The organism is Streptomyces sp. NPDC001093 (assembly GCF_040298985.1).
In the GTDB taxonomy this organism is placed as follows: Bacteria; Actinomycetota; Actinomycetes; order Streptomycetales; family Streptomycetaceae; genus Streptomyces.
In genome coordinates, this window is the sequence record NZ_JBEPBF010000190.1 from 1 (window position 1) to 13,512 (window position 13,512).

General features: G+C 73.6%; 7 protein-coding genes and 1 pseudogene. 5 read left to right on the plus strand and 3 right to left on the minus strand.

What is annotated here, in order from left to right; translation table 11 throughout:
- Positions 1-95: 95 nt before the first annotated feature.
- Positions 96-995 (plus strand): annotated as a pseudogene (locus ABT288_RS46350) (asparagine synthase-related protein); the annotation flags it as partial.
- 152 nt (positions 996-1,147) lie between these two features.
- Complete coding sequence (locus ABT288_RS46355; RefSeq protein ID WP_351622045.1) at positions 1,148-4,504, plus strand: AfsR/SARP family transcriptional regulator; 3,357 nt, start codon at positions 1,148-1,150, stop codon at positions 4,502-4,504.
- A 46-nt stretch (positions 4,505-4,550) separates the two neighbouring features.
- On the opposite strand, the gene ABT288_RS46360 is transcribed toward ABT288_RS46355, so the two are convergent.
- Positions 4,551-6,458, minus strand: a complete 1,908-nt coding sequence (locus ABT288_RS46360; RefSeq protein ID WP_351622047.1) for a sigma-70 family RNA polymerase sigma factor — start codon at positions 6,456-6,458, stop codon at positions 4,551-4,553.
- Positions 6,459-6,710: 252 nt separating this feature from the next.
- Positions 6,711-7,499, minus strand: a complete 789-nt coding sequence (locus ABT288_RS46365; RefSeq protein WP_351622050.1) for a TetR/AcrR family transcriptional regulator — start codon at positions 7,497-7,499, stop codon at positions 6,711-6,713.
- Between the two features lie 376 nt (positions 7,500-7,875).
- On the opposite strand from ABT288_RS46365, the gene ABT288_RS46370 reads away from it, so the two are divergent.
- Together ABT288_RS46370 and ABT288_RS46375 are read left to right on the plus strand one after the other, a co-directional pair.
- The gene (locus ABT288_RS46370; RefSeq protein ID WP_351622053.1) at positions 7,876-9,255 is read left to right on the plus strand and encodes an NAD(P)/FAD-dependent oxidoreductase; all 1,380 of its coding nucleotides are present in this window, start codon (positions 7,876-7,878) and stop codon (positions 9,253-9,255) included.
- A 131-nt stretch (positions 9,256-9,386) separates the two neighbouring features.
- Complete coding sequence (locus tag ABT288_RS46375) at positions 9,387-11,033, plus strand: ATP-binding SpoIIE family protein phosphatase (protein ID WP_351622055.1); 1,647 nt, start codon at positions 9,387-9,389, stop codon at positions 11,031-11,033.
- Between the two features lie 159 nt (positions 11,034-11,192).
- On the opposite strand, the gene ABT288_RS46380 is transcribed toward ABT288_RS46375, so the two are convergent.
- Entirely contained in the window at positions 11,193-12,482 is a 1,290-nt protein-coding gene (locus tag ABT288_RS46380) for an MFS transporter (RefSeq protein ID WP_351622063.1), read from the minus strand.
- Between the two features lie 110 nt (positions 12,483-12,592).
- On the opposite strand from ABT288_RS46380, the gene ABT288_RS46385 reads away from it, so the two are divergent.
- Positions 12,593-13,144: a MarR family winged helix-turn-helix transcriptional regulator gene (locus ABT288_RS46385; RefSeq protein WP_351622066.1), complete on the plus strand. Its 552-nt coding sequence runs from the start codon at positions 12,593-12,595 to the stop codon at positions 13,142-13,144.
- Positions 13,145-13,512 lie beyond the last annotated feature (368 nt).

Sequence of the window (13,512 nt, forward strand, 5' to 3'; positions counted from 1 at the left end):
TGTGCGTCGTCTGCTGCTGACCAGCCGTCGGGGTGAACAGGCCCCTGGGATGCGGGAGTTGGCGCAAGAGCTGTCCGCCCTGGGTGCCGAGGTGATCCCGCCTCGCCGACCTCCTGATGGACCGCAAACGGCGTCATCTGGTCCGCCCGGTCGCCGCGCTCGCCAAGGCCGACGGCTCGGTGATGGTCCCCGCGCGCGTGTACGGCGCCGCCCGCCGGCTCGCCCGCACGCCCTACCGGACGGGCCTCGAGGTGCTGGCCGAGCGGCTGATGCGGCGCCACTTCGACGAGCCCGGGGGAGCGGTCGGCGCGTCCCTCGCCGCGCTGACCTGGGCCAGACCCGGGCCGGCGGCCCGCTGGCTGACGGGGGAGGCACTGGCCGAAGTATCGGTTCTGCTGCAGGCGGAGGCGGACCGCTCGGCAACCGGCGTCCAGCGTCCCGGCGAGTACCGCGCGCGTGCCGCCCTCGCCCGCCACGCCGCCGACCTGCGCGTCCTGGAACAGGCCGCCGAGATCCGCTCCCAGCGCCTGCACGCGCCGTTCCTCGACAACCAGGTCGTCCGCGCCTGCCGCGCCCTCCCGGAGGCCCTGCGCGTCCAGCCCGGGGCTCGTTCCGCGATCCTCCGTACGGTCCTGGAGGGCGCCGGCGTCACCGACCTCCCGCCCGGCTGGGGCGCCCCCTCCCACGCCTCCTCGGCCGCGGCCGCACGCACGGGCCTGCGCGTGGCGGCGGACCCCCTCCAGGACCTCTTCGCCACCCCCCTGCTGGCCGACGCCGGCCTGGTGGAGGCCCGCGTCATCCGCAAGGCCCTGCGCGCCGCCGCCGGCGGCGACCCCCTCCCCCTCGACGGCCTCGCCGACCTCGTCTCCCTCGAACTCTGGCTCCACCGCCTGCTCTCCCGCCGCGGAACGTGCTGGACGGGAACTCCGGCACGAGCGCGTGCGGTGCCCTCCGGGATCCAGCCGAGGAGGGGAGCCTTGGCCTCCGGCGCGTGAAGGCCGGGGACGCTGGTCCCCGCGACGCCGGTGAGCGACCCACCTCGGCCCGCCCCACCCCAGCGCCGCCCCGCCCCAGCGCCGGGCACCGGTCGGGCGCCGCCGGCGAAACCCCCGTGCCCCCCACCCCGCACCCCCGCGACAATGACCAGGTGCGGTACAGAATCCTGGGCGTGGCCCAAGCAGCGGACGGCCAGGGCACCCCCGTACCCATCGGCGGCCCGCGCCTGCGCACGCTCCTCACCGCCCTGGCCCTGCGCCCAGGCCGCACCACCACCCCCGAAACCCTCATCGACGAGATCTGGGCCGACGACCATCCGAGCGACGCCCCCGCCGCCCTCCAGGCCCTCGTCGGCCGCCTCCGCCGCACCCTCGGCCACCACACCGTCGCCTCCGCCCCGGGCGGCTACCGCCTCGAGGCGACCGAGGACGACGTCGACCTGTACGTCTTCGAGCGCCTGGTCCTCACCGGCACCGAGGCCCTCACCACCGGCGACCCGGCCACCGCCCACCGCACCCTCACCGAGGCCCTCGCCCTCTGGCACGGTCCCGCCCTCGCCGACCTCCCCGACCGCAGCGCCGCCACCCGCCCGGAGGCCCTGCGCCTGGAGGCCACCCGCGCGCGTGCCGCCGCCGCCCTCGACCTCGGCCGCGCCCCGGACGTCGTACCGGAACTGGCGGAACTCACCACGGTGCACCCGTTGGACGAGCCCCTGCACGCCCTGCACATCCGGGCCCTGCGCGACGCCGGCCGCACCGCCGACGCCCTCGCCGCGTACGAGTCCGCCCGCCGCACCCTCGCCGACACCCTCGGCACCGACCCGGGCCCGGAACTCAGAGCCCTGCACGCGTCGTTGCTCAGGCAGCAGGGACCGGGGCAGCCGAGGGTCTCCGAGTCGTCCCCCACTCCCGCCCAACCCCCCGAGCGCACCGGCAATCTCCGCCCCCGCCTGACGTCCTTCGTCGGGCGGGAACCGGAACTCGAGGCCATTCGTTCCGATGTGCACAGGGCCCGCCTGGTCACGCTCACCGGACCGGGCGGCTCGGGAAAGACCCGCCTCGCCGAGGAGGCCGCCGCAGGGCTCCCCCAGGCATGGCTGGTCGAGCTGGCCCCGCTCGACCATCCGGAGGCGGTGCCCGGCGCCGTGGTCAGCGCGCTCGGTCTGCGCGAGACCGTGCTGCTGACCAACGAGCTGGCGGCCCCGCAGGCCGACCCCGTCGCCCTGCTGATCGAGTACTGCGCCCCGCGCAGCCAACTCCTGATCCTTGACAACTGCGAACATGTCGTCGGCGCGGCCGCCGCCCTCGCCGAGACCCTCCTCACCCACTGCCCGGGGCTCACGATCCTCGCGACCAGCCGTGAACCCCTGGGCGTCCCCGGTGAGTCGGTGCGCCCGGTCGAGCCCCTCGTCCCGGAGCAGGCGCACCGCCTGTTCGCCGAGCGCGCGAAGGCCGTCCGTCCCGACGCCGACGCGGTGCTCTCCGACACCGGGGCCGTGGCGGAGATCTGCCGCCGCCTGGACGGGCTGCCGCTCGCCATCGAGCTGGCCGCCGCCCGGCTCAGGCTGCTGACCCCACGGCAGATCGCCGACCGGCTCGACGACCGCTTCCGCCTGCTCACCTCCGGAAGCCGTACGGTCCTGCCCCGCCAGCAGACCCTGCGCGCGGTCGTCGACTGGTCCTGGGACCTGCTGGACGAGCGCGAGCGCACGGTGTTGCGCGAGGCGTCCGTCTTCGCCGGCGGCTGGGACCTCGCGGCGGCCGAGGCTGTGTGCACCGGCCCGGCGGCCGACCTGATCGGCGCCCTCGTCGACAAGTCCCTCGTCGTGGCCGCACCCAGCGGCCCCGACGGCTCCGGCGGCATGCGCTACCGCATGCTGGAGACCATCCACGAGTACGCCACCGAGCGCGCCGCCGAGGTCCCCGGACTGCGTGCCACGGCCGAGCGCCGGCATCGCGCGTGGGTGCGAGCGCTGGTCGAGGAGGCCGAACCGCGTCTGCGGTCGGGGGACCAACTGCCGTGGATCTCCCGCCTGGAGACCGAGCTGGACAACGTCCGGGCGGCCCTGGACCGCTCCGTGCGCGCCGGCGACGAGCCGGAGGCGGGCGCGATCGTCCTGGCCATCGGCTGGTTCTGGTGGCTCCGCAACCACCGCCAGGAGGCGGTGGCCTGGGTCCGCCTGGTCCTCCGCCTGGGCGTGGCCCTGGACACCCTGGCGACCCCGACGCCCTCGGCTTCGCCGAACCCCTCGGCGAGTGCGGACCCTCTCGGGGCCGGCCCCGACCTGATGTCCCTGGTGGAGTCGGCCGACCCGGTGGGCGCCTTCCTCGCCGTGCCCGACGGCGAGGCCGGGCATCCGCTGCGGGAGCTGCGGATGGACCTGCGGATGCTCGACCTTTTCCTGACCTTCGAATCGGGCACCGAGCACCTCGCGGCCGACCCACGCGCCCCGGAGTACATCGCGCGCGTCCGCGCCGCCTACGAGTGCGGTGGCCCCCAAGCCGCCCGGCTCCCGGGCATCGTGTGGCCGCTGACCGCCTACTACCTGGGCGGCCTGGTGGACGTCGGCCCGTACCTGGCGGCGGCCGTGGCCAACTGCCGTGCGTACGGCGGCGACTGGGAGATCGGCGTCTCCCTGATGTACCGCACCCATGTGGTCGTCGACTCCCCGGGCAACCTGCGGGGCGTGGACGAGGACCTGACCGAGCTACGCACGCTCAGCCGGCGCGTCGGGGACCGCTGGATGCGGGCCCAGGTGTGCAGCGCGGCCGGCGAGGCGGCCATGGCCCGCGGCAGGTTCGCCGAGGCGCGCGGTGAGTACGAGGAGGCACTGCGCCTGGCCTACGAGGTGGGGGCGTACGCCGAGTCGCCGTTCCTGCTGGCCCGGCTCGCCGAGATCTCCTACCGCTCCGGCGACCCGAAGACCGCGCTGGCCGCCCTGGAGGAGGCGGGAACGGCCGCCGACCGGTACGGGGTGCCGGAGTCGCGTGCCTTCGTGCTGCTGCTGCGCGCCCACATCGCCCTGCACGAAGGGCAGACCGCCCGTGCCCGCGAGCTGTACGAGGAGACCCGCGCCACGGCCCGCGGCGGCACCCCGCCACCGCAGTTCGAGGCGGCCCTGCGCAGTGTCGAGGCGCTCCTGGCCGCCGACGAGTCGGGCCCCGCCCACGGGCTGCCGATCGCCGCCGAGGCGCTCCGCGTGGCCGTGGCCCAGCGGTGCGCCGAGTCGATCACGGCGGGGCTGGTGGACCTCGCGGCCGGCCTGCGGGCCCGGTGCGGCGATCTGGCCGGTGCGGTCCGGCTGTTCGCCGCCGCGGACCACTGGCGCGACGGCAATCCGCGTCCCGAGCCGGAACGCGGCGAGGCCGTCCGGGTGCAGGCCGACGCCCGCGCGGCCCTGCCGCCCGGGCGGTACGCGGCCGAGCGCGCCCGGGGCTCGTCCCTCGGCGTGGCCGACGTACTGCGGGAGCTCGGCGCGGCGGAGGCGGCCGTCGAACGCGGCCGGTGAGGACCACCACCGTTCTCCCGGCCTTCCGTTCTCCCGGCCGTCCCGTCTACCGGCAGGTAAGCCGGGACTCCGCCCAGTCCGCGAGCGCCGCCTGGTCGAAGACGTCGCCGTGCGGCCGTACGACGAGCCGTACGGTCCTGCGCCCGGTGAGGTCCACATGGACGGGCACGGCCCGGTCGTGTCCCTTGACCATCCCGGACTGCCACAGCCGGACCCCGTCGGCCCAGACGGAGAAGGACACCTTGCCGAGGCCGAGCGTCATGTCGTCCACGCCGGCCAGTGCGTCGTAGGCGGTGCACTGCCGGTTGAGGGCGATGAGGACGGAGGACTCGCCGTGCACGGTCACCCCGCGCGCGTACTGCTCGCCGCCGATCGACATGCCGTAGCGCTGCCACACCCAGCTGCTCTCGGCGAGCTGGATCTCGGGCCTGGTGCCGTCGCCGTCGACGTCGTAACCGAGGTCGCTCAGCTCGTAGACGGTGGGCGCGGGCGGCGGGGTGGGCGTCGGGGTCGGTCTGGGAGTCGGTGTCGGCGTGGGGGTGGGCGTCGGGGTGGGCCTGGGAGCCGGCCTGGGCGCCGGTTTCGGAGTGGGCGTCGGCGTCGGGGTGGGGGCCGGCTCGGGCGCGAGCACCACGGGCTCCGGCGCGGGCGCGAGCACCACGGGCTCCGGCGAGGGCTTCTTCCCCGGCGGGGCCGGCGTCGACGCCGGGGGCCGTACGACGGGCGCGGACGGCGACGGCCTGGCGACCTCCTTCGCCGGCGGATGGCTGTCGTTCACCAGGGCCAGTGCCACCGCGGCGGCGGCCACCGCGACCACACCGGCGGCTATCCCCGCCTTCACCGGTGCCCCGAGCCCCTCCGAGGCAGCGGCACCGCCCGCACCGCCGGCCCCGCCGGACGACGACCCGGCACCCGCCGCGGCGGCACCCGCCGCCCCCGCCCCGGCGCTGCCGGCGATGATGCCGAGCGCCTTGGCGTACCCGGCGGCGCCGAACCAGCCGATGACCGCGACCGGGACGACACCGGGGATGCCGCCGGCGACCTCTTCGATCTGCGCGGCCGCCAGCCGGCACCTGGCGCATTCCTCCAGGTGCTTGCGCAGGCCCCGTTCGGCGCGGATGCGCAGTTTGCGGCGGGCGTAGGTGCCGAGCTGGTCGGCGTAGCGGGCGCACTCCTCGTCACCGGCGAGGGAGGCGCTGACGTGGGCCTGGAGGTAGGCCTGCTTCAGCCCCTCGCGGGCGCGGCTCGCCAGCACGCGGGTGCCGTTGGCGTCCAGCCCGAACAGCACGGCCACTTCACTCGGGGACTCGTCCTCCACCTCGGTGTGCCACAGCACGGCCTGCCAGCGCTCGGGCAGCGAACGGAAGGCCCGCATCGCCATGGACTGCTCGGCCTCGTGCATCGCGCGCACATCGGCGCCGAGGTCCAGAGTGCCGTCGTCGGAGACCTCGGAGGCGCGCGCGGACCGCTGGGCGAAGACGGCGAAGTCGTCCACGAGCTGCTCGCGCCGGGCGGACTTGGTCCAGTGCGCGGCCACGCGCCGCACGGAGGTCAACAGATAGGCCCGCACGGCGTGCTCGGGCCCCGATCCGCCGCGCACCGCCTGCAGCATCCGGGCGAAGACCTCGGCCGTCAGGTCGTCGGCGGTGTGCCCGTCCCGGCAGCAGGTGCGCGCATACCGCCGCACGGAGTCCGCGTGCCGCCGGTAGAGCTCCGCGTAGGCGGAGTCGTCACCGCCGCGCATCCGCCCGATCAGCTCGCCGTCGTCGGGCGGCATCTCCCGGGCCGGCGGCAGCACGCTGCCCTCGCGCTGGGCCGGCACGCTCTTCCCGCTCCGTCCGGCGGAGGAAGCCGGACGCCCGCCCTGTTTCGGCACCTGGGGCGGGGTCGGTCCCGCGGCGGCCTCCGCACCCGCGTCGTCACCGCGTGACTCGTCCCACCCGTCAACGCCCATCGCGGAAAGCCCCCGACGCCGGCCCAGCCCAACCCGTCACCGGCTCAGAGTGCCACATTGTCTTTTGTTCAAGGATCCCTTGTTCACGGCATCCACTCATCCGAGGGCCCTTGTCAGCACAGACCTCCGGCCGCCACTCGAATGAGTGAGCCGCAGTTCCGGCAGGGGCGCGGGGAACTGCGCGACCAGCCCCCACGCACCCGCAGCCCGACGGCTACGGCATCACTCACCCCCAACCGGCTACCGAACCCCCTACGCCGGCCGCGACCGCAACCCCTCCAGCAGGATGTCCAGCAGCCGCGCGGAAGCCGCCGCCTGCTGAGCCGCATCCGGCAGGGACGGCGCCGCCGTGGCGATCACCAGCAGCACATCCCCCACGGACACGTCCGCCCGCAGCTCACCAGCCGCCCGCGCCCGCTCCACCAACTGCCCGACCACATCGAGCAACGCCCCGACCCCGCCGTCGTCAGCGGCCCCGGCGGACTCCCCGGGCACCAGCCGAAGCTCACCGGCCCCCGGCTGCACCCGCTGCTGAGGCACCCGGGCCTCCTCGGCGGGCGCCACGCCCGAACCACCCGACCCGGCCGGACCGGCGGAGCCCTGCGCGGAGCCGACCCGCAGGACCTGCGGCGGCAGCAACCGCCCCGCCCCCGACGCCACGGACGTCCGCAGGAACCGGGACAGCGCCGACCACGGCTCGTCCTCCTGCCCGAGCGCGGCCCGCGCCTGCTCGGTCAGCCGCGCGGTCTCCTCCTCGGCTATCCGCCGGACCAGCACGTCCTTGCTGGGAAAGCGCCGGTACACCGTGCCGACACCCACCCGGGCCCGCCGGGCCACGTCCTCCATCGGCGCGCCGTACCCCAGCTCGCCGAAGACCTCACGTGCCGCGCGCAGCACGTGCTCCAGATTGCGCTGTGCGTCCACCCGCAGCGGTGTCGTACGCGCCGCGTCCGCGCGTCCGTTGCCCACCGCCGCGCTCATCGCCCCGCCACCCGGTGCGATGGTGGCTGCGGATGACCAATGCGTGTCCTGAACATGCATGTGTTTCCCCCGGTAATGACGTCTCCCCCCGGAGACTCCCCGTCAGTGATCCGAAGTGCGTGGAACTGACGTCCTTCTCGACCGGGCCCGGCCGTCGCGGCACCCGTTCGACCACATTCCCTACACCCCGTCGACACACGAACATAGTTGAGAGGAAGTCAATTCAGAAGGGGCAGGTTCCGCACAGTGCGCCCCCCGATCGGAGTACGGGTCTCGTACGTCCCGTTTCCGCACCTTCGCTCCCCCACGCCCGCACCCGCTGACCTGCCCCCTTTCGTCCCGCCCCGACACCGCTCCCGCCGGTGCGCACACCTGGCGGCCGGTCACACAAATTGCCGGGGCTGTGGACAAACAACAGCGCCGGGTGCGTCATGGGATGGTGAAGGAACGTGCGCGCATTCTGGTTGTCGGCGGCGGCTACGTCGGGATGTACACGGCACTGCGGCTGCAGCGGAGGCTGAAGGCCGAGCTCAGGCGGGGTGAGGTCGACATCACCGTCGTCACTCCCGACCCCTACATGACGTACCAGCCGTTCCTCCCCGAAGCGGCCGCCGGTTCGATTTCCCCTCGGCATGTCGTCGTACCACTGCGTCGTGTCCTGGACCAGTGCCACGTAGTCGTCGGGGAGGTGACGTCCGTCGACCACGCGGTGCGCACCGCCGCCGTCACCACGCTCGCCACCGCCGAGGAGGGAAAACCGGCCGAACTCCTCGGTTACGACGAGCTAGTGCTGGCCCCCGGCTCGATCTCCCGCACTCTGCCCATCCCCGGCCTCGCCGAGTACGGCATCGGCTTCAAGACCGTCGAAGAGGCCATCGGCCTGCGCAACCACGTCATCGAGCAGATGGACATCGCCTCCTCCACCCGCGACCCCGCGATCCGCGACGCCGCCCTCACCTTCGTCTTCGTCGGCGGCGGCTACGCGGGCGTGGAGGCGCTCGCCGAACTGGAGGACATGGCCCGCTACGCCGCCCGCTACTACCACAACGTCCGCCCCGAGGACATGAAGTGGATCCTCGTGGAGGCCACCGACCGCATCCTCCCCGAGGTCGGCGAGGAGATGGGCCGCTACACCGTCACCCAGCTGCGCCGCCGCAACATCCAGGTCCTCCTCGACACCCGCCTGGACTCCTGCGCCGGCCGCGTCGCCGTCCTCAGCGACGGCCAGCGCTTCCCGACCCGTACGGTCGTGTGGACCGCCGGCGTCAAGCCCAGCCCCCTGCTCGCCGCCACCGACCTGCCGCTCACCGCGCGCGGCCGGCTGAGGTGCACCGCCCAGCTGACCGTCGACGGCACGGAGCACGCCTGGGCGGCCGGGGACGCGGCCGCCGTACCCGACGTCACCGCCGCGGAACCCGGCACCGAGACCGCCCCCAACGCCCAGCACGCCGTCCGCCAGGCCCGCACCCTCGGCGACAACATCGCCCACGCGCTGCGCGGCGAGCCCCTTGAGACGTACGCCCACAAGTACGTCGGCTCGGTCGCCTCCCTCGGCCTGCACAAGGGCGTCGCCCAGGTCTACGGGCGCAGGCTGAAGGGCTACCCTGCCTGGTTCATGCACCGCGTGTACCACCTCAACAGGGTGCCCACCTTCAACCGAAAGGCCCGCGTGCTGGCGGAATGGACCCTGGCGGGACTCTTCAAGCGGGAGATCGTCTCGCTCGGTTCGCTCGAACATCCGCGAGCGGAGTTCGAACTCGCTGCCGGTGGAAAGCCTCCTCACAGCCCCTCGGACGACCCGAAGGGGTCGTCCTGACCGGAGCAAGGAACTACCCGGCCCGCCCAGGCGTCTGACCGATGTCGCCGCGGCGCGCCCCCTGCCAGACTGCCCCACGTCCTCGGACGAGCCACCCGCCCGCCCTCAGCACCCACGAGGCTTCTTCCCAAGTGAACTTCACGCGCTGGAGCGCCCGGCTCCCCGGAACGCAGCGCCGCGCCGCCGCGCGGAACGAGACCCCGGTCTCCCCGGACCGGCGGGGGGAAGGCTCCGTGCCCGCGGCCCGCGCCGGACAGCGGGCCGACGGCACAGCCCCGGTGCCCGCCGTCGACGAACTGCCCGCGCGCGACGTCCTCGACCGCGTCCCGGCCCTGGTCGCCCTGGTGCACGGCCCCGACCACCGCATCGCGTACCTCAACGACGCCTACGTGACGGCCTTCGGCGTACGGTCCATGGGCACACCCGCCCGCGAGGCGCTGCCCGAACTCGCCGAACTGGGCCTGCTCCCGCTCCTCGACCAGGTGCTGCGCAGCGGCAAGCCCCGCACCCTGAAGTCCCGCAAGGCCGTGGACGGCCGCTCCTACACGTTCACCTGCACCCCGGTCGACGAGGACGGCGACCGCGACGGCGGCGTGCTCGTCTTCGCCACCGACGTCACCGACCACGCCGAGGCCGGAGAGCGGCTGCGCGCCAGCGAGCGCCGCCAGCGCGAGACGGCGGTGACCCTCCAGCGGTCCCTGCTCCCGCAGGAACTGGAACAGCCCGACGACCTGCGCATCGCCGCCACCTACCACCCCGGCGGCACCGAGGCCGCGGTCGGCGGTGACTGGTACGACGTGATCACCCTCGGCGGCGGCCGCACGGCCCTGGTGATCGGCGACGTCATGGGACGGGGTGTGCGGGCAGCGGCGGTCATGGGCCAATTGCGTACGGCCGTCCGGGCCTACGCCCGCCTGGACCTCCCCCCGCACGAGGTGCTCCAGCTGCTGGACGGCCTCGCCACCGAGATCGACCCCAACCAGATCGCCACCTGCGTCTACGCCGTCCACGACCCCAACGAGGGAAGGTTGGTGTACGCCTCCGCCGGGCACCTGCCGATCCTGGTCCGCGACGAGAACGGGACCGTCTCCCGCGCCGACGAGCCCACCGGCCCGCCGCTCGGCACCGGCGGCTGGATGCACGCGTCGGGCTCCATCGCCCTCGGCCCGGGCTCCACGGCCGTCCTCTACACGGACGGCCTGGTCGAACGCCGCGACGAGGACCTGGACGAGGGCATCGCGGCCCTCGAAGGCGCCCTCGCCGGAGCCACCGGCTCCCCGCAGGTCGTCTGCGACCGCCTGGTCCGCTCGGCCGGCGTCACCGCCGACCACGACGACGACGTGGCCGTCCTCGTCCTCCAGCACCCCGCCCGTACGGGCCCCGACGGCGACCTCTTCCGCAACGCGGCCCTGGAACTCCTCGGCGGCGTCGAAGCGGCTCCCCGCGCCCGCGCGTTCGCCTCCGGCGTGCTGACGAGTTGGCGCTTCCCGGTCGAGCTCCACGATCTCGGTGTCCTCGCCGCGAGCGAGTTGGTCGCCAACTCCCTCCAGCACGGCACCCCGCCCATGCGGCTCCGGCTCCGCCGCACCGACCGCCGCCTGATCATCGAGGTGACGGACGGGGACGATCACCTTCCCCGACGCCGGCGCGCGGAACCGGGGGACGAGTCGGGCCGGGGCATCGCCATCGTGGCGACGATCGCGTCCCACTGGGGCTGCCGCCGGACACCTGGCGGCGGCAAGGCTGTGTGGTGCGAGTTCGTGCTGCCGAAGAGCTAGGCGCCGCGCGGGGGACCCGGCCGTTGCCGGGTGCGGGTCGGTGGGGGCTGGCCGCCCGGTTCCCCGCGCCCCTGGGGAGCCGCAGCCCCGTCGCCATCGAGACGCGGCACCTCTCAGCGACCAGCACCCCACACGCGCCCCGCAGCAGCACCCGGTGCCTTACGCCTCCGCGGCCACCGGCTCCGCGGGCGTCCCGCCCCGGGCGACCACCCGGGTGCCACGCGCCGCCCACGGCCGGTCCTGGACGGGGGTGAGCCGCCGCCCCAGCCGCAGCGCCAGCACCGTGATCCCCAGCGAGAACAGCAGGAACGTCACGATGTACGGCCCGTGCAGCGAGGCACCCAGCGGCCCGCCCACCGCCGGACCGACCGCCAGCGCCAACTGCTTGACCAGCGCAAACGCAGAGTTGTACTGCCCGGCCATCCCCTCGGGAGCCAAGTCCGCGACCAGCGGAGCGACCGTCGGCGACAGCATCGCCTCACCCAGTCCGAACAGCGCGTACGTCGACACGAACGCGGCCGTCGCCATCTCCTGGCTGCCGTGCCCCAGCCCCGCGTACCCGGCCGCCAGCCAGGCCACGGCCCAGATCAGACCGACACCGGCGATGACCCGGGACCGCCGGCTGCGCTCCACGAACCTCAGCACGGCGAACTGGGCGACCACGATCATCAGCGTGTTCGCGGCCAGGGCCGTCCCCAGCGCGGAGGTGGATATCCCGGCGGCCTCGACGCCGTACGCGCTCAGCCCGGACTCGAACTGGCCGTAGCAGGCGAAGAACAGCACGAAGCCCAGCACACACAGCTGCACCATCGCCCGGTTTCCGAGCAGCCGCTTCCAGCTGCCCTGCGCCGACTGGGCCGGGGCATCCTCGATCCGCGGCGAGTGCGGCATCCGCACGGTCGCCATCACTCCGACCAGCAGCAGGAACATCGCCGCTTCGATCGCGAACAGCAGCGTGAACGACGACACGCGCGTGGCGTCGACGAGATGACCGCCGATGAGACCGCCTGTACCGAGCCCCAGGTTCTGCAGGAAGAACTGCATGGCGAACGCCCGCGACCGCGTGTCGGCGGTGGAGCAGTCCACGATCATCGTCGCCAGAGCCGGCTGCATCACGGCCTGCCCGGCACCGAGCGCCGCGGCCGACAGCAGTACGGCGACGGAGTTGCCCGCGAGTCCCAGGCTCAGCGCGCCGAGCGCGGCGGTGACCAGGGCGGCGAGCAGGACCGGCAGCGGGCCGCGCCGCACGATCGCCCTGCCGGCGAACGGCAGCACGATCAGCGCGGCCACGGCGAAGACGGCGAGCACGAGTCCCGCCGTCATGGCTCCCAGTCCTCGCACCTGCGCCACGTAGACGTACAGGTAGGGGACGGTGAAGCCGAGCCCGAACGCGCTGAGTGCGTTGCCCACGTGGATCCGGCGCATCGCTGCGCCCATCGCCCTGGTCACGTTCACCTCTCTCACTAGTTAGACCTGAAGACTTCAAAGCTAAAGTTCGAAGCTAAAGACTACACATGGAAGGACTTCAACGCAAAGGGCCTGCGTGCGATACTGCGGCCATGGCCGACACAGCCCCCGACGTCACAGAGCCGACGCTCGAAGAGCAGATCGCCGCCTACCAGCGCGAGTTCCGGGACCTGGATCCCCAGGTCGAGAAGATCGTGTCGGCGCTCTCCCGGCTCAACCGCCGCATGAACGTCGCGTACGGCCGCCAGACCGCCGGCCTGGGCATCAGCAACGCGGAGTGGGAGGTGCTCAAGGCACTCGTCCTCTCCGGCGCCCCCTACCGCATGGGCCCCAGCGACCTCGCCAAGCGCCTCGGTCTCACCCCGGCCGCGATGACCCACCGGATCGACCGCCTGGTGGCCGAGGGGCTCGTCACCCGGGAGCGTGACGAGTCCAACCGCGTCCGGGTGATCGTGGAGCTGACCCCGGAGGGCCGTGAGAAGTGGCTGGAGGCCATGCGCCTCGCGACCGTCTTCGAGGAGGACCTGCTCCAGGACCTGACACCTGCGGAGCGCGCCGTGCTCGGCGAGGTCCTGACCAGGCTCCTGCGCAGGGTGGAGCACGCCCAGCCGGACGCCGGCGGCCGGCTCAGCGACCTCGACTGAGCTCGCCGTAAAAAATCTTGACAGGTGGTGTTGACACACCCCTGGCCGCTCCGTAAAGTTCTTCGGGTTGCCACAGAGCCGTAACGGTTCTTCGGCAGCACCTCCGCCGCCTCGAGCGGCACCCCTCACATCATCAGCAGGATCTCCCGAACGGGTTGTTTTCGGCGTGCCCGAATTCAATTCGAATGGAAGCCCGGCGGCCCGATTGGGAATCGCCGAGCGGATCCGCTAAGGTTTGAGGCGTCGGAACGGCCCAACGGCCGGGAAGACAAACCCCCTGACTGGGAGTCAGACGCCGAAAGGATCTGATAGAGTCGGAACCGCCGGAAAGGGAAACGCGAGAGCGGGAACCTGGAAAGCACCGAGGA

Bases quoted from the DNA above. Each gene is read 5' to 3' on its own strand.
- ABT288_RS46365 (WP_351622050.1), bottom strand. From the start codon at position 7,499: ATGCATGTTCAGGACACGCATTGGTCATCCGCAGCCACCATCGCACCG.
- ABT288_RS46385 (WP_351622066.1), top strand. From the start codon at position 12,593: ATGGCCGACACAGCCCCCGACGTCACAGAGCCGACGCTCGAAGAGCAG.
- ABT288_RS46370 (WP_351622053.1), top strand. From the start codon at position 7,876: ATGGTGAAGGAACGTGCGCGCATTCTGGTTGTCGGCGGCGGCTACGTC.
- ABT288_RS46360 (WP_351622047.1), bottom strand. From the start codon at position 6,458: ATGGGCGTTGACGGGTGGGACGAGTCACGCGGTGACGACGCGGGTGCG.